This window comes from Streptomyces sp. NPDC050743 (genome assembly GCF_044456925.1).
Lineage (GTDB): Bacteria > Actinomycetota > Actinomycetes > Streptomycetales > Streptomycetaceae > Streptomyces.
On the sequence record NZ_JBITGJ010000018.1, the window covers coordinates 96,055 to 111,420 of the forward strand.

A 15,366-nucleotide genomic window follows, 5' to 3' on the forward strand; every position below is an offset into this window, starting at 1 on the left:
CGGAACATCCATCATGGCCACCCGCTACCCTGGCCCGGTCACCGGGCCCGTCTCACTTCGTCGGGGGATTGCACGCCATGCTCAGGTATCTGCCGTTCCTGCTGGTGCTGGCGCTGTGGATCTACGCCTTCGTGGACTGCCTGAACACCCCCGAGGAAGAGGTGCGGCATCTGCCGAAGGTGGTGTGGGTGATCATCATCCTGCTCTTCGGCGAGGTGCTGGTCGGCCCGGTCGCCTGGCTGATCACCGGCAAGGTGCGGCAGCCGGTCCGGGCGGCCGGTGCCATGCCCGGGCAGTGGGTCGCGCCCGACGACAACCCCGAGTTCCTCAAGTCCCTGAACAAGGACGACCCGGAGAAGGGCTGATGGAACTCCGGCTGCTCGTCACCTTCGAGAAGGTCGCCACGGTGCTGAGCTTCACCCAGGCCGCGGCCGAGCTGTCGTACGCGCAGTCCAGCGTGACCGGCCAGATCCGCACCCTCGAATCCTCCCTCGGCATCGAGCTGTTCGACCGGCTCGGCAGCCGGATCCGCCTCACCGAGGCCGGTGAGCGGCTGCTGCCGTACGCCCGGCAGATCATCGAGCTCACCGAGGAGGCCCGGGCGGCGGTCGTCGAGCCGGAGGAGCCGTCCGGCACCCTCACCGTCGGCACCATGGAGTCCCTGACCTCCTACCGGCTGCCGCCCCTGCTGGAGTACTTCCACCACCGCCACCCCAAGGTGCGGCTCGCGCTGCGCACCACCATCGGCGACGAGACCCGGCAGGCTCTGCGCCAGGGCATCTACGACGTCGGGTTCCTGATGGAGGAGCAGACCGGGCACCCGGGGCTGGAGAGCGCGGTGCTCGCCGTGGAGCCGCTGGCGCTGGTCGCGGCGCCCGGTCACGCGCTGAGCGGCTTCCCCGTGCCGACCGCCGCCCTGACGGAGCAGCCCCTGCTGGCCACCGAGCCCGGCTGCGCCTACCGGGACCTGTTCGAGCGGGAGCTGAAGTCCTTCGGGGACGTGGAGTTCATGGAGTTCGGCACGATCGAGGCCACCAAGCGCGCGGCGGCGGCCGGCCTCGGGATCGCGCTGCTGCCCGAGGTGACGGTCGCCGCCGAACTCGCGGAGGGCTCTCTCGTACGACTGGACTGGGAGCCGCCCTTCACGCTTCGCACGCAGCTGGCGTGGCGGGCCGGGAAGCGGCTTCCGGCGCACGCCCGGCTGTTCGTGGAGCAGGCGCGGCGGCTGGTCGCCGAGCAGGACGGGCGAGGGTGACCTTGAGGCTCGCCGCCACGATCAGCGGCACGCCGAGCGCCTGGACGAGCCCGATGTGGTGGCCGTAGACCAGCCAGTCCATCAGCATCGCCACCGCCGGGTAGACGAAGGCCAGTACCGCGATCTTCGCGGTCGGCAGCTGGGCGTACGCGGCGTACATGAGGACGTACATCACCCCGGTGTGGATCAGGCCGAGGCCGACGAGCCAGCCCCACCGCCAGCCGGTGCCGCTCATCGCGCCGAAGTCCGCGAAGGGCAGCAGGAGCGGGATGCCGACGAGGACCTGGACGAGGGCGATCAGGTGCGGGCGGACACCGGTGATCTGCTTGGTGACCAGGGTGGACAGGCCGTAGAGCAGGGCGGCGAGGAGGGCCTGGCCGATGCCGAGCAGGTACGAGCCTCCGCTCGCGAAGTCGCCGGGGGTGACGCCCGAGACGAGGACCAGCCCGGCGAAGGCGACGGCGATCCAGCCGACCTTCGCTGCGGTGATCCGCTCGCGGAACAGCAGGGCGCCCAGGAGGACCACGTAGAAGGGCTGGGTGTGGTAGACGACCGTGGCGACGGAGATGGACGTGTTCTCGTACGACGAGAACAGCAGCACCCAGTTGAAGACGATGAACACCCCGCCCAGGACGGCCAGTGAGAGGGTGCGCCGGGTGAAGCCGTGGTCGCGCAGCCAGCCGCGGGCGGCGACATAGCCGCCGAGGGCGAGGGCGCCGAACAGGACGCGGAAGAAGACGACGTCGAAGGGCGAGGCGCCGGACTCGACGACGAAGACGCCGAGGGTGCCGGAGAGCATCATGGCGGTGGTCAGCTGGGCCGCGCCCCTGGTCTGTGAGGTCATGCCGACGACGCTACGAACGGCCCCCCGTGCCGGTCCACGCGCCGGTGCGGGGCGCTGCCGATGGGCTCATCGGCGGTGCCGATACCCGCAGTTCACTGGAAGACGGCCACCGGGTACTGCAGTACCACCTCGCGGGTGTCGGGGCGCCAGGTCGTCACCTTGCCCAGGCAGTGGGCCTGGAACTGGCCCTCGGGCAACTGCCGGCCCGGGGGGCGCAGTCCGGCGGGGCGCAGCACGACCCGCAGGTGCGCGGACTGCTCGCCGTCTCCGTAGGGCGCCCGCATCACCAGGGTGTCGCCCTCGCTCTCCTGGGCCTCGAACCGGCCGGTGATCATGACGAACTCGCCGATCTCGCTGAGCACCACGTCGCTGGTGACCCCGGCCCGGAGGAGGGCGCCGTTCGGCCTGACCGTCGCCTTGTGCTGCCGCAGCCGCACCTGGGCGAGCCCGTCCCCCCGCTGCAGGACGGACAGCAGCAGGCCGATCACCTGTATCGGCTGGCTGTCCTCGACGTACTTGGCGACGATCTCGGTGGTCCTGTCCCCGGTGATCCGGAACATCAGGGACAGCACCGGAATCGCCGCCAGACAGCCGGTGTTGCGCACGTTGCGCTCCTCGACCTCCTTGCGCAGCGCCGACCGGTGGTTGCCCATCTTGAACACGTCCATGACCGCGTCGTTGTCCAGGTACAGCGGCAGGTAGTGGGAGTCCTCGGGTGTCCTCCTCATGCGCACCACGGCCCGCCGTACGAAGAGCACGGCCAGCACGAGCAAGCCGGCGAAGGCCGCCAGCCACCACGTCATCGCGCCCCACCAGGCGCTCCACCAGGTGCCGTCAAGAACAGCCACGGATCTCCTTGAACACGGTGGACAGGGACGAGTGACGGGCGTCGACCATGCGGCCGCCGGTCACCGAGGCGACCTGGCGCAGTTCGGCCGCGTCGGCGTCGCCGAAGTGGACGGGGTAGGTGTGCACGGCGCGGGCGTCGGCGGGCCGGGCCCGGTAGCGGCTGACGAAGGTCGCGCGGTCGATGCCCGCGTTGTTCTCGCCGTCGGTCATCAGCACGATGGCCACGGCCCGCCCCGGGTCCTCGCGCAGCGCCCGCTCGGCGGCGCCGTAGCCGTGGTCCAGGGCGGACCAGACGGCCGTCGAGCCGTCGTAGCCGCCACCCGCGACGAAGTCCGTGAGGGCCGTGAGGTCGGAGCCGCCGTGCACGGTGACCGTGCGCTCGTCCAGCGGGCGCCCGCCGAAGCGGATCGCGGTCAGCCGCTCGCCCTGGTAGAAGCGCACGAACTTGCCCGTGGCGGAGGAGTCCGCCCCGCTGAGCCCCGCGAAGGCGGCCCTGAGCGCGGTGGTCCGGGCGCCGCGCATGGAGGCGGAGAAGTCGAGCAGGAAGATCACCTGGTCGGCGGCGCGGCGCCGGGGGTCGCCGTAGTCGGCCAGCAGCCGGTCGAGGGCGGCCGGGTCGTCCGGGAAGTACAGGGCGTTGTCCAGGGGCGCGGTGAGCCGGGGGTCGCGGGTCACCGCGGTGCTGACCGGGCGACGCAGCGTCCGCCGCATGATCTCCCGCTGGTGGTCGGCGGCGGTCAGCCACTTCACCACGCGGTCGTAGGCGTCTCGATGGCGCTGGTCGAGCAGGAGCAGCGGATAGTCGGACAGCACCATGCCGTCGGCGGGGTGGACGATCTGGAGGGGCTGCTTGAGGCGCCCGGAGGCGTTCAGGGTGAGCAGTTCGGACTCGTAGGTGATCAGGGCGTTGGTGCGGCCGGGGTGCTCGGCGAAGGCGTCCAGCAGGGCGTGGGAGCTCTCGGCGGTGAGGGTCTGCCCGGAGCGGAAGCCGCGCAGCCGGTCGCAGCTGACGTCCTGCGGGCGCAGCGCGCTGCCGGTGCCGGCCGCGGCGGTGGCGACGCCGACCAGCGCGGCGAGCCCGCTGTTGCTGTGCCGGGGGTCGGCCATGCCGAAGCGCATGGTGCCGGTGGCGGCGGCGTCGGCGAGGTCCGCCCAGGACAGGCGTCCGCCGGGCGCCTTGGCGCGCAGCGTGCGGGCCAGGGCGCCGGTGAGGCCGACGACGACCGGGGAGCGCATGATCGAGGTGCTCTGCACGGGGGTGGCCGGGTGGGTTCCGGCGGCGGCCTTCTTGGCCTTCAGCCGGAAGTAGCGGTCGGAGGAGAGCCAGGCCAGGTCGTAGGAGTGGCGGCCGCTCAGCAGGGTGTCGCTCGCGTCGTTGGTAGCCCGGTAGTCCAGGTCCAGGCGGACTCCGGTGTCCTGGCGGAGCCGGGTCAGCAGGGGTTCCATGTCGGTGAGTTCGTCGCTGGCCAGGACGTGCAGGGTGGTGTCGGGGCCGCCGCCCCCGCCGGAGCAGGAGGCGAGCCCGCCGAGCGCGGCGAGCAGGACCAGGCAGAGGGCGGCGGGCAGGCCACGGGACCGGCACAGGGCGGCCATCAGTCCGCGGGCGGTCATGGCGCCTCCTGGCCGGCCGCCGCCTTGGCCACCGGGTCGCAGTCGCCGACGATCTCGATCATCTTCTCCAGCAGGTCGAGCCGGGGCAGCACCGCCTTGGTGTCGTCGTCCGACAGGACGGGCGCCTGGATGTGGTGGTCGGTGAGGAACCGGGTCAGCGAGTCGCTGGTGGCGGAGGCGCCCTCGGCGTCCCGGACCCGGAAGCCGAGCTCCATCGCCCGCTTCTGCAGCGCCGGGTCCGTGCTGATCAGGTCGCCGAGCCGGGCGCCGTCCGGGGTGAGCGCGATGAGCTGCGGCTCGGTGATGAACCGGGCCGACGGATAGAGCAGCACACGCTCGCTGTCGACGTGCCCGGTGCCGGCCCGGGTGGCGATCTGGTGGGCCAGGAACTGGTGCTCGTAGATCACCGCGATCGGCGAGATGCTCTTGCCCTCGGCGGAGACGTACGTCTCGTTCTTCTCGGAGGACGGCATGCCCTGGTCGTTGAGGAGGAGCCTTATCTGCTCGGCGAACCGGGTCGCCTCGGCGGTGTTCTGCGGGATGTTGTCGTGGTTCCAGACGTAGGAGACGAGCCCCAGATAGGTGCCGGCGGAGTTGGCCTCGCAGATGTCGGAGGTCTGGGCGAGGACCTTGTTGCCGTTGTGGATGCCGTGCCGGTCGATGCCGATGCGGTGGCCGTCGCGGTCGGTGCCGAGAGCGTCCCAGCGGCGGTTGTCGGCGGTCGCCTGCAGGAACTTCTTCATGTCGAGGGAGTAGTAGAGGGGCTTCGCGCCCGTGGGCACCCCCGGTAACGGGGTGGCGATCCCGGCGTCCTGCAGCGTCTCGGCGTACTCGCGGTAGGTGCCGAGCACGACCGGGCTGACGAACGGGCGGTACGTCGTGGCCGGGTGGCCCTCGGCCGCGCGCTTCCTGGTGATCAGGTCGGCGGCGGGCTGGCCGGAGGGGAAGACGACGTCGTAGCCGTCGTAGCTCTGGGCGGCGATGCCCCGCGAGCCCATGCGGGTGATGTGCACCCGGAAGCCGTGCCGGACCAGCAGCCGCTGGACCTCGGGATCCTCGAAGTAGTCGGCCTTCGAGGCCATCTTGGCCTCGATCGTGACGATGCGGGTCAAGGGCAGGCCGGCATGGCCCTGGGCGAGGACGACGATCGCGCACAGGGCGGTGACGGCGGCGACGGCGCGCGGGAACCACCGGCGTGCCGTGGAGCCGCGCGTGGGCGCCACCGCCGGCTCCCCGACCCGCAGGCGGGGCTCGCCGGTCTGACGGGGTCTGTCGGTCTCGGCTCTGTCTGTGACCACCCGTGTCTCCTGCGTCAGCGGAGAAAGGATCGTCCGCCGACCGGACGATGACCGATGGAACGCCCAACCAACCCCAGGAGAAAGTAATGTGAAGAAGCATCAGGAAAAATCGTCGGTGCGCAGGACGAGGTCGAGCAGCCCCGGGAAGCGGGCGTCGAACTCGGTCCGGCGCAGACGGTTGACCCGCCGGGGCCCCTCGTCGCGCTGCTCCACCAGTCCGGCCCCGCGCAGCACCGCGAAGTGGTGACTGAGGGCGGCCTTGCCGACCGGCACGTCGAAGCTGCCGCAACTGCGGGTCCAGTCGCCGGATCCGGCCAGCTCCCTGACCAGGGTGAGGCGCACGGGGTCGGCGAGGGCGGCGAGCGCCGTGAGGACGGGCACCTCGTCGGGGTGGGTGTGCTCCGGGGCGGCCCGGTGACTGCCGGTGGTCACGCCGCACTCCCCTCTTTCCGTTTCTTCGGCTTCCGCTTGCCGAGTGTTCGATGAAAACCATACACTCGCAAGTGTTCGCTTTTGATTGAACAGTCGAGTCGAACCAGGGGTGTGGCATGCGCGCGGTGGAGTTCCAGGAGTACGGCGGCCCCGAGGTGCTGCGTCCGGTGACGGCCGAGGCGCCCCGGCCAGGCCCCGGGCAGGTGAGCATCGACGTGGCCTACACCGGCGTGAACTTCGCCGACCTCAAGGCCCGCGCGGAGGGCTACCGGGTGCCCGCGCTGCCGTACGTCCCCGGTCTGGAGGTCTCCGGCCGCGTCCGCGCGCTCGGCGCCGGCGTCACGGGCCTGGCCGTCGGCCAGGAGGTGGTCGCGCTCACCGAGGGCGGCGCGTACGCGGAGGTGGCGGTGGCCGAGGCGGCGACCGTCTTCCCGGTCCCTGCCGGCCTGGACCTGCGCACCGCCGCGACCCTGCCGACGGTCCTGCCCACGGCCTACGCCCTCGTCCACACCGTCGGCCGGCTCCAGCCCGGCGAGTCGGTCCTCGTCCAGGGCGCGGCGGGCGGGGTCGGCACGGCGGTCGGGCAGCTCGCCCGGGCGGCGGGCGCCGGGGCGGTGTACGGCGTGGTGTCCTCGGCCGCGAAGGCCGCCCACGCCAAGAGCCACGGCTACGACGAGGTGTTCGTCGGCGCCTTCCAGGAGCCGGTGCGCGAGGCGACCGGCGGGCGCGGCGCCGACCTGGTGCTGGACCCCGTCGGCGGCGACACCCTGCGCGCGGGGCTGGCCTCGCTGGCGGTCTTCGGGCGCCTGGTCTCCTACGGCAACGCGAGCGGCGCCGAGCCGTGGAGCGTGGGCCAGCCCGAGCTGTACCCGCTCGGCGTCTCCGTCTCCGGCTTCTCCATCCTGAATCTGGCCCGGACCGCGCCGGACGCGCTGCGCCGGCTGTCGGAGCGGGCGTTCGCGAAGGCGGTCGACGGCACGGTGAGCCTGCCGGTGACGGCCGAGTTCCCGCTCGCCCGGGCGGCGGAGGCACACCGGCTGATGGGAGGCCGGTCGAGCACGGGGAAGCTGCTGCTGCGGGTGGCCGACTGATCCTCAGTCAACTCCCTGCTGTACCACGGCGCTTCGCAGTTCATAACGACTTGCCATCCCCTACGAGGGATGTTGTAAATGGTCGTCACTGAGTTGCGAGGGATCACCTGACCTCTGGGGGACAGAAGCAGATGCAGCACGGCCAGCCACCCGAGCGCCCGGCCCAGGATCCGCCGATCGCGGGGGCCGCTCCCCCGGCTCCGCCGACCGCGCCCGCCACGCCACCGTTCATGCCCGACGTCCCCGCGCCGTCGCCGCATCCGGCGCCGTTCGGCGTCGAACTGCGGGTCAGCAAGCGGATCCTGTGGATCGGCGCGGCCGTCTACCCGTTGCACAACATCGCCCGCGTCTACGCCTTTGTCATGCGCCCCAGGCGCAAGGAGGCGGTGCTGCGGTTCCTGCGGTACACCGCCGGGACGCTGGTGGTCGGGTTCATCGCGATGCTGCCGGGCCTGCCCGTCGTCGCGCTGAGCGGAGGGGACTCCGGCAGCGGTTACGTCGGCTTCATCTGGCTCTTGGCCATCGCCGCGGAGATCTACTTCTTCATCGACATGATGTCCGTCCTGACCGCCTCCCCGCACCATGTCCTGGCGGTCGAGACCTCGGGTGCGTCCACGGCGCTGGTCACCAGCCAGGACCCACGCTACCTGGACCAGCTCGTCGGCCAGATCTCCTACGCCATCGATCATCCGGACACCGAGTTCAAGGTGACGGTGGGCAGCCTCACCGTCTCGCCGAAGAACTACTACTTCGGCGACAACGTCAACATGTACGGCGGCAGCGGAAACGTGGGGATCGGCGCATGAGCGGCTCGAACTACTACTACTACGGCGACAACGTGAACATGTACGGCGGCCAGGGCAACCAGGGCATCGTCAAGAACCAGGGCGCCGGCTCCGGACAGCAGGACCCGGCCCTGGTCGCCGCCCTCGCCGAACTGCACCGTCTCATCGTCGAGTTGCGGGCGCAGGTGCCGACGCCCAGCGCGCAGCTCCTGGACGAGTCCCTGCCCGCCCTCAGCCCCGACGCCGCCGTGCCCGCGCAGGAGCGGCACCGGGCGCTGATGGCGATCGCCGGTATCGCCGCCACCGTCGGTGCCGTCGGCCAGCCGGTGGCCGAGGCGGTACGGGCGGTCATCGGGATGATCAGCGGCTGACGGCCGACCCTGGACCGGCTCGGCGAGGAGGCCGGGCCGGTGGCGGCGAAGGGGGGCGAGCCCCACGGGCGCGGGTGCTCCGCCACGCCGGGCGGGTGAGCCCCTCGGGGTGCTTCGCCATCGCCAGGCGCGGGTCCCCTGGAGCTGGTCGCGCCCGCGCGGAAGAGCCGCATATCGAGACAGCCCACGCCTCTCACGCAACTGCGGTCCCGCCGACCGCGCAGTCCTACCGCCACTGCGGGCAGTCGCGCCTCCCCGGTGCCATGCCCCCAGGCCGACCGGGGTGAGCCCCGCGGGGTGCTTCGCCATCGCCAGGCGCGGGTCCCTGGGACTGGTCGCGCCCGCGCGGAAGAGCCGCATATCGAGACAGCCCACGCCCCTCACGCAACTGCGGTCCCGCCGACCGCCCAGTCCCGCCGCCGCTGCGGACAGTCGCGCCTCCCCGGTGCCATGCCCCAGGCCGGCCCGGATCCGGTGAGCGCTCCCAGGCCCCATTGCCGCGCCCCCGCCCGCCCAGCACAGTGAAGCCATGGACGAACGACAGGCCCGTGCCTGGCTCGGCACCGCCGTGGAGGAGGCCCGCGCCGGGCGTGAGGAGGGCGGCATCCCCATCGGTGCCGCGCTCTACGCCGCCGACGGCACGCTGCTCGGCCGGGGCCGTAATCGCCGGGTCCAGGACGGCGACCCCTCGATGCACGCCGAGACGGCCGCGTTCCGCGCGGCGGGACGGCAGCGCACGTACCGTGGCACGACCATGGTCACCACCCTCTCCCCCTGCTGGTACTGCAGCGGCCTGGTCCGCCAGTTCGGCATCTCCAGGGTGGTGATCGGCGAGGCCACCACCTTCCACGGCGGCCACGAGTGGCTGGCCGAGCACGGCGTGGAGATCCTGGTCCTGGAGGACCCCGAGTGCGTCGCGGTGATGCGTGCCTTCGTCGAGGACAACCCCGAGCTGTGGAATGAGGACATCGGTGACTGACGCGCGTGTTCCCACCATCGACCTGCGGCCCTGGCTGAACGGCGACGAGGAGACCCGCGCCGCCCTCGCCCGTACCGTCGACCGGGCGCTGCAGACCGCCGGGTTCCTGCTGGTCACCGGGCACGGCGTGGAGCCGGGGCTGCGGGCGGGGATTCGCCGGGCGGCGCGGGAGTTCTTTCTGCTGCCCGTCGAGGTCAAGCAGCGCTACGAGGCGAAGGTCGGCGGCCGGGGCTGGCTCGGGCCCGGTGCCGAGGCCAACGGGTACGCGGAGGGCACCGAGACCCCGCCCGACCTGAAGGAGTCGCTGACCTTCGCGACGGACGAGCCCTTCGACGATCCCGTCGTCGACGCGGAGTGGTACGCACCCAACGTCTGGCCGGCCGAGGTGCCCGCACTCCAGACCCTCTGCAAGGAGTACCTGGCCGAGATGGCCGCCCTGGAGAAGGAGCTGCTGACGCTGCTCGGATACGCGCTGGGGCTCGAACGCGACTTCTTCTCCCGGCACATGGACCATCCGACGTACGGCTTCAACATCAACTGGTATCCGGGCACGGACGTCGTCGGCGAGCCGCTGCCCGGGCGGTTCCGGATCGGCCCGCACACCGACTTCGGGACGGTGACCATCCTCGACCGGCAGGCCGGCAGGGGCGGGCTGCAGGTGTACACCGACGCCGGCGGCTGGGAGGACGCGCCGTACGACGCGGCTGCCTTCACCGTCAACATCGGTGATCTGCTGGCCCGTTGGACCGGCGACCGGTGGCGTTCCGGGCGGCACCGGGTGCTGCCCCCGCCCGTCGACGCGCCCGCCGAGGAGCTGATGTCGCTCGTGTACTTCGGCGAGTGCACCCCGGGCACCCGCGTGGAGTCCGTGCCGGCGCCGGTGGGCCGGGTGGCGTACCCGCCGGTCGACTCGCATGTCTACCTGCGCGAGAAGCTGGACTCGATCACCATCGGGTGAGCCCCGGGTGAACCGGACCCCGGCGCCTCACCGTCGGTTATTCACTTCCGCGTTCGGCCTGCCACCCGTTCCGTTGAAATGAACCCGACGGGCATGTCCCGGCCGCGTCCCACGGCATTGCCCTGAAAGGGGGCCCGCACTCAGGGGCCCCCTTCTGCGATGGGAGACGCGTGCGAATCACTGACATCCAGCGCTGCGAGGTCCGGCCGGGACGGCTCGTCGAGTGGACACTGAGCCCGGCGACGGTGGCGGCGGCGACGGCGCTCCCGGAGGACTCCCGGCCCCCGGCCTACATCCAGGAGTCGCACATCAGGACCGCCAGGTGCGTGCGGGAGGACGGGCTGTTCGTGCCGACCTGGCTCGGCACCGCCTTCGACCTGCCGGGCCCGGTCGACCTCGGGGTGCTCCAGGAGGCGCTGCGCGCCTGGACGGTACGGCACGAGACGCTGCGCAGCGGTTTCCGCTGGTCCGGTGACGAGCTGCGCCGCTTCACCCTCGACGCCGCCGACGTGTCGCTGCAGCGCCGGGAGGCGGGCGACTTCCCGGACGCGGACGACCTGGTCCGGTACCTCCAGGACCGTTTCGACTCCGTCGCGGACGCGCTGCGCTGGCCGAACCTGATCTACACGGCGGTCGTACGGGACGACGGCGCCAGCGTGTACATGGCCTTCGACCACAGCAACGTCGACGCCTACTCCCTGACCCGGATCGCCGCCGAGGTGCACGAGCTGTACACGGCGGGCCTGGCCGGCACCGACCCCGACTCCCGCGCTCCGGCCGCCAGTTACGTCGACTTCTGCGAGCTGGAGCGGGCCGACGCGGACGGCATCGACGCCCGGCACGCGACCGTCGGCCGCTGGCGCGAGTTCATCCGGCGCTGCGACGGCATGCTGCCGGGCTTCCCGGTCGACCTCGGCCTGGAGCCGGGCGGCCCGCTGCCGAGGCAGCAGATGCTGTGCGAGCCGCTGGCGGACGCGGCCGAGGCGGCGGCGTTCGAGGCGTACTGCAGGCCGTACGGCGGCAGCCTGGTCGGTCTGCTGGCCGCGACCGGGCTGATCGTGCACGAGCTGGGCGGGCAGCCGGTGTACCGGACGGTGGTGCCGTTCCACACCCGGGTGAAGTCGCGCTGGAGCGATTCGGTGGGCTGGTACGTCGGCGGCGCCCCGATCGAGGTCCCGGTGGGCCGTACGACGGGCTTCCCGGACACCCTGCGCGAGGTGCGCGCGCAACTGCAGGCCAACCGGTCGCTGGCCCGGATGCCGCTGGCTCGGGTGCTGAGCCTGCTCGGCGCGGACTTCCGGCCGACCTCGCCGGACCTGTACTCGATCGTCTCCTACGTCGACGCCCGGACCGTCCCCGGCGCCGAGCGCTGGGCCGGGCAGCGGGCGCACGCGCTGCTGCGGGTGTCGTACGGCGACCAGGTGTGCGTGTGGGTGAACCGGCTGCACGAGGGGCTGTGGCTGGCGAGCCGGTATCCGGACACGGACGTGGCGGCGAAGAACCTGCGGCTGTACGTCGAGCGGCTGCGCGACCACATCGCCTCGGTGGCCCACGGCAGCCTGTCCGCGGTGTGCTGATCGCCCGGGCCTAGGTGAGCTGCCCGGGAAGGGGCACCGACGGCTCGGGGGGCTGCGGGGGTCGCTGCGCCGTGAGGCCCTGCGGGGACTCCAGGATTTCAATCAGGCGTTCGAATCTGGCGCGCCAGCGTGACTCCGCCGCCGCCTCGCCCTGGAACTCGTGGGTGAAGCGCAGCACGCTGCCGGTGTCGCCGCCCCGCTCCAGATGGAACCGGATCCGGCCGCCGCCCTCGACGGTGTACTCCGCGACCCGGTCCACGTCCCAGGCGGTGACCCGGCCGGAGCCCAGGTCACGCAGGGTGACCGCGCCGTCGAGGCGGGGCTGCAGAACGTCGACGGCGGTGCACCACGCCCCGAGTCCCTCGGGGGTGGCCACCGCCGGCCAGACGTCTTCCATGGGCCTCGGGAGCCGCACCAGGAAGTGGAGTATGTGCGTGTTCCCGTGGGTCTGGCTGGTGCCCTGTGCGATGGAACCGCTCATGACACCAGTGTGGGCGACCCGCGGCTCACACGCCCGCGTAGGAGTGCTTGCCGCTGACGAAGATGTTGACGCCGTAGTAGTTGAACAGCCAGCAGCCGAAGGCGATCATCGCCAGATAGGCGGCCTTGCGGCCCTTCCAGCCGGCCGTCGCGCGGGCGTGCAGGTAGCAGGCGTAGGCGACCCACGTGATGAAGGACCAGGTCTCCTTCGGGTCCCAGTTCCAGTAGCGGCCCCAGGCGTCGCCGGCCCAGATCGCGCCCGCGATGATCGTGAACGTCCACAGCGGGAAGACGGCCGCGTTGACCCGGTAGGCGAACTTGTCCAGCGAGGCGGAGGCGGGCAGCCGCTCCAGGACCGAGGTGGCGAACGCGCCGGGCTTGCCGCCGGTCTGCAGCTTGGTCTCGTACGAGTCCTTGAACAGGTAAAGGATCGTGGCGACCGCGCCGACGTAGAACACCGCGCCGCAGAAGATCGCGGTGGAGACGTGGATGTACAGCCAGTACGAGTGCAGCGCGGGAACCAGCTGGTCGCTCGCGGTGTACAGGACGGTGACGGCGAGACCGAGGTCGAGGAGGACCGTGGTGATCAGGAACAGCCCGAGCCAGCGCACGTTCTTCTTCAGCGCCAGCAGCGCGAGGTACACGCCGACGGCCACCGTGGAGAAGGTGATGTTGAACTCGTACATGTTGCCCCACGGCGCCCGCTGCACGGAGGCCGCGCGGGTGACGACGCCGCCCAGCTCCACCAGGAAGGCGAGCACGGTGAGCGAGATGGCGATGCGCCCGTAGAGGTCGCCCTGCGCGTCCCCGCCGTGCGCGCCGAGGCCGTCCGGCACATCGCGGGCGCCGGAGGCCGAGCGCACGACGACCTTGGGCCGCTCCAGCACGGCGGTGCCCCCGGCCTTCTTGACGGTGACGGCGGGAGCCTTCGCGGAGGTCTCCGTCCGAGCCGTCAGCGCGGCGGCCGTGCGGGCCACCTTGCTGCGGCTGCCGAAGAGCCATTCGGCGATGTATGCGAAGAAGGCCAGGGTGTAGACGGCCATCGACGAGTAGATCAGCGTGTTGCTGATGCTCGCCAGGTGTTCGTTGGTGGCGGCGGCGAGAGTCACTGCTTCTCAGCCCCTTCGGCAGGTACGGCTTGAGGGTCGGGGGTGGTGGAAGGGTCGTCGTCGGGGTCGGGTGCCCCCGGCGCCTGGTCGTAGAGGATTCCGGCGAGGTCGCCCAGCTCCTCGGGCACCTTGGCGGACTCGCTGCGGCCGAGCCCGGCCATCTCGACGACCGTCACGCCGTCGGCGCCGCGCACCGCGCGCACCCACACCCGGCGCCGCTGGATGAACAGGGAGGCGGCCAGGCCGAAGATCGCGGCGAGGGCACCGCCGAGCGCCCAGCCGCTGCCGGGCTCCTGGACGATCTCGAAGCCGGCCCACTCCTTGATGTCCTTCTCGAAGGTGATGGACCCGGCGCCGTTCGGGAGGGTGAGCGTGTCGCCCGGCTGGAGAAGCTTCTTCAGCAGCTGGCCCTTGCCGTCCTTGAACGCCTTCATGTGCGTCTTGTCCAGCTGGTACACGCTCTGCGGGATGCCGGAGTTGACGCCCAGGTCGCCGTGGTAGGCGTTCACCGCGAGCAGCGGGTTCACCAGCGCGGGGAACTGGGAGAGCATCGTGCCGCTCTTGGGGTCGAAGGTGGGCACGAAGAAGGCCTGGAAGCCGAGCTGTTCCTTCTGGCCCTGGGCGTTCTTGTAGCCGTCCATCACCTTGACGACACCGTTGGAGGTGACGTTCCCGTCGAGCGGCAGCAGCGGTACGGCGTCGTGGTACACGACGTTGCCCTTGCCGTCGCGGACCGTGACGACCGGCGCGTAGCCGTGGCTGACGAGATAGACCTTGGCGTCGCCGATGTGCAGCGGCTGGTTGACCTTGATGGTGGTCGACTTCTGCTTGCCGTACGCACCCTCGCTGTAGTCGATCTTCGCTTGGTAGGTGCGCGGGGTGCCCTTGTTGGGGCCGCTGACCTCGTAGGTGCCCTTGAAGTCCTTCAGGTCGAAGCTGAACGGCACGAGGTCGTCGTTCTGGAACAGGCTGCCGGACTTGAAGTCGTCGTACATCGGCAGCGCGTTGGAGAAGCCGTCGCCCTCCACCATCAGCTTGGTGCCGTCCGACTTGTACAGCTGGCCGGAGGCGAAGGCGATCAGCAGCACGATCAGGGCGATGTGGAAGGCCAGGTTGCCCAGCTCGCGCACATAGCCCTTCTCGGCGGCGACGGCGTCACCGGCGATGTGGGCGCGGAAGCGGCGCTTCTTCAGCAGGGCGAGCGCGGCCTCGCGGACCTGCTCGGGCTCGGCGGTCGTGCGCCAGGTCGTGTAGGCGGGCAGCCGGTTCAGCCGCTTGGGGGCGCCCGGCGGCCGGCCGCGCAGCTGGCCGACGAACTGCCAGGTGCGCGGGACGATACAGCCGACGAGCGAGACGAACAGCAGGATGTAGATCGCGGAGAACCACACCGAGCTGTAGACGTGGAACAGGCCGAGCTTGTCGTAGATCGGCGCGAGCGTCTTGTGTGCCTTGCGGAAGTCGTCGACCTTGTTCAGGTCGGCGCCGGACTGCGGGATGAGCGAGCCGGGGATCGCGCCGAGCGAGAGCAGCAGGAGCAGCAGCAGCGCGACCCGCATGGAGGTCAGCTGCCGCCAGAACCAGCGGGCCCAGCCGATGACGCCGAGACCGGGCGCGGCGGAGAGCTCCTCCGCCGGGGCGGTGGACAGCTGGGAGCCGGCCGCGCCGAGGTCCTCCTGGTCCTGGCTCGCCCGGTCCCGGCTCTTGTCGGTTTCGGTTGTGCTCATCGA

16 protein-coding genes are annotated in these 15,366 nt (G+C 71.4%); 8 read left to right on the top strand and 8 right to left on the bottom strand.

What is annotated here, in order from left to right:
* Positions 1-77: 77 nt before the first annotated feature.
* The gene (locus ACIBJF_RS19780; RefSeq protein ID WP_399175168.1) at positions 78-365 is read left to right on the top strand and encodes a PLD nuclease N-terminal domain-containing protein; all 288 of its coding nucleotides are present in this window, start codon (positions 78-80) and stop codon (positions 363-365) included.
* Positions 365-1,255, top strand: coding sequence for a LysR family transcriptional regulator (locus tag ACIBJF_RS19785; protein WP_399175169.1), 891 nt, complete (start codon positions 365-367; stop codon positions 1,253-1,255). The genes ACIBJF_RS19780 and ACIBJF_RS19785 overlap by 1 nt, the downstream gene beginning before the upstream one ends.
* Here ACIBJF_RS19785 and ACIBJF_RS19790 read toward each other — a convergent pair.
* The 5 genes from ACIBJF_RS19790 to ACIBJF_RS19810 form a co-directional block, all read right to left on the bottom strand.
* Complete coding sequence (locus ACIBJF_RS19790) at positions 1,143-2,099, bottom strand: DMT family transporter (RefSeq protein WP_399175171.1); 957 nt, start codon at positions 2,097-2,099, stop codon at positions 1,143-1,145. The two genes, ACIBJF_RS19785 and ACIBJF_RS19790, sit on opposite strands and share 113 nt — an antisense overlap.
* Positions 2,100-2,191: 92 nt before the next feature.
* Positions 2,192-2,947, bottom strand: coding sequence for a hypothetical protein (locus ACIBJF_RS19795; RefSeq protein WP_399175173.1), 756 nt, complete (start codon positions 2,945-2,947; stop codon positions 2,192-2,194).
* Positions 2,934-4,559 (bottom strand): substrate-binding domain-containing protein, encoded by a 1,626-nt coding sequence (locus ACIBJF_RS19800; RefSeq protein WP_399175174.1) that lies wholly within the window; start codon positions 4,557-4,559, stop codon positions 2,934-2,936. The genes ACIBJF_RS19795 and ACIBJF_RS19800 overlap by 14 nt, the downstream gene beginning before the upstream one ends.
* Positions 4,556-5,857, bottom strand: coding sequence for a hypothetical protein (locus ACIBJF_RS19805; protein ID WP_399175175.1), 1,302 nt, complete (start codon positions 5,855-5,857; stop codon positions 4,556-4,558). The genes ACIBJF_RS19800 and ACIBJF_RS19805 overlap by 4 nt, the downstream gene beginning before the upstream one ends.
* A gap of 99 nt (positions 5,858-5,956) precedes the next feature.
* Positions 5,957-6,289, bottom strand: a complete 333-nt coding sequence (locus ACIBJF_RS19810; RefSeq protein ID WP_399175177.1) for an ArsR/SmtB family transcription factor — start codon at positions 6,287-6,289, stop codon at positions 5,957-5,959.
* A gap of 116 nt (positions 6,290-6,405) precedes the next feature.
* Here ACIBJF_RS19810 and ACIBJF_RS19815 point away from each other — a divergent pair, with 116 nt between their 5' ends.
* From ACIBJF_RS19815 to ACIBJF_RS19840, 6 genes are all read left to right on the top strand, one after another.
* Complete coding sequence (locus tag ACIBJF_RS19815; protein ID WP_399175179.1) at positions 6,406-7,380, top strand: zinc-binding alcohol dehydrogenase family protein; 975 nt, start codon at positions 6,406-6,408, stop codon at positions 7,378-7,380.
* A gap of 230 nt (positions 7,381-7,610) precedes the next feature.
* On the top strand, positions 7,611-8,186 hold the full coding sequence (locus tag ACIBJF_RS19820) for a DUF6232 family protein (protein ID WP_399175181.1): 576 nt from the start codon (positions 7,611-7,613) through the stop codon (positions 8,184-8,186).
* On the top strand, positions 8,183-8,536 hold the full coding sequence (locus tag ACIBJF_RS19825; RefSeq protein WP_399175182.1) for a hypothetical protein: 354 nt from the start codon (positions 8,183-8,185) through the stop codon (positions 8,534-8,536). The genes ACIBJF_RS19820 and ACIBJF_RS19825 overlap by 4 nt, the downstream gene beginning before the upstream one ends.
* Positions 8,537-9,065: 529 nt before the next feature.
* Positions 9,066-9,515, top strand: coding sequence for a nucleoside deaminase (locus ACIBJF_RS19830; protein WP_399175184.1), 450 nt, complete (start codon positions 9,066-9,068; stop codon positions 9,513-9,515).
* Entirely contained in the window at positions 9,496-10,473 is a 978-nt protein-coding gene (locus ACIBJF_RS19835) for an isopenicillin N synthase family dioxygenase (RefSeq protein ID WP_399175186.1), read from the top strand. The genes ACIBJF_RS19830 and ACIBJF_RS19835 overlap by 20 nt, the downstream gene beginning before the upstream one ends.
* Positions 10,474-10,643: 170 nt before the next feature.
* On the top strand, positions 10,644-12,050 hold the full coding sequence (locus ACIBJF_RS19840; protein ID WP_399175188.1) for a condensation domain-containing protein: 1,407 nt from the start codon (positions 10,644-10,646) through the stop codon (positions 12,048-12,050).
* Between the two features lie 10 nt (positions 12,051-12,060).
* Here the strand turns inward: ACIBJF_RS19840 and ACIBJF_RS19845 are convergent, their stop codons facing one another.
* Genes ACIBJF_RS19845 through ACIBJF_RS19855 form a run of 3 tightly spaced genes read right to left on the bottom strand, consistent with a single transcriptional unit; the run spans position 12,061 to position 15,363 of the window.
* A complete protein-coding gene (locus tag ACIBJF_RS19845; RefSeq protein ID WP_399175190.1) occupies positions 12,061-12,531 on the bottom strand; it encodes a hypothetical protein in 471 nt (156 codons plus the stop codon).
* 25 nt (positions 12,532-12,556) lie between these two features.
* Complete coding sequence (gene ccsB / locus ACIBJF_RS19850; protein ID WP_399175191.1) at positions 12,557-13,639, bottom strand: c-type cytochrome biogenesis protein CcsB; 1,083 nt, start codon at positions 13,637-13,639, stop codon at positions 12,557-12,559.
* Positions 13,636-15,363: a cytochrome c biogenesis protein ResB gene (locus tag ACIBJF_RS19855; protein WP_399175193.1), complete on the bottom strand. Its 1,728-nt coding sequence runs from the start codon at positions 15,361-15,363 to the stop codon at positions 13,636-13,638. Before ACIBJF_RS19855 ends, ccsB begins: the two co-directional genes overlap by 4 nt.
* Between the last annotated feature and the right edge of the window lie 3 nt (positions 15,364-15,366).

Bases quoted from the DNA above. Each gene is read 5' to 3' on its own strand.
- ACIBJF_RS19845 (WP_399175190.1), bottom strand. From the start codon at position 12,531: ATGAGCGGTTCCATCGCACAGGGCACCAGCCAGACCCACGGGAACACG.
- ACIBJF_RS19825 (WP_399175182.1), top strand. From the start codon at position 8,183: ATGAGCGGCTCGAACTACTACTACTACGGCGACAACGTGAACATGTAC.
- ACIBJF_RS19815 (WP_399175179.1), top strand. From the start codon at position 6,406: ATGCGCGCGGTGGAGTTCCAGGAGTACGGCGGCCCCGAGGTGCTGCGT.
- ACIBJF_RS19800 (WP_399175174.1), bottom strand. From the start codon at position 4,559: ATGACCGCCCGCGGACTGATGGCCGCCCTGTGCCGGTCCCGTGGCCTG.
- ACIBJF_RS19785 (WP_399175169.1), top strand. From the start codon at position 365: ATGGAACTCCGGCTGCTCGTCACCTTCGAGAAGGTCGCCACGGTGCTG.
- ACIBJF_RS19790 (WP_399175171.1), bottom strand. From the start codon at position 2,099: ATGACCTCACAGACCAGGGGCGCGGCCCAGCTGACCACCGCCATGATG.
- ACIBJF_RS19820 (WP_399175181.1), top strand. From the start codon at position 7,611: ATGCCCGACGTCCCCGCGCCGTCGCCGCATCCGGCGCCGTTCGGCGTC.
- ACIBJF_RS19855 (WP_399175193.1), bottom strand. From the start codon at position 15,363: ATGAGCACAACCGAAACCGACAAGAGCCGGGACCGGGCGAGCCAGGAC.
- ACIBJF_RS19780 (WP_399175168.1), top strand. From the start codon at position 78: ATGCTCAGGTATCTGCCGTTCCTGCTGGTGCTGGCGCTGTGGATCTAC.
- ACIBJF_RS19830 (WP_399175184.1), top strand. From the start codon at position 9,066: ATGGACGAACGACAGGCCCGTGCCTGGCTCGGCACCGCCGTGGAGGAG.
- ACIBJF_RS19835 (WP_399175186.1), top strand. From the start codon at position 9,496: ATGAGGACATCGGTGACTGACGCGCGTGTTCCCACCATCGACCTGCGG.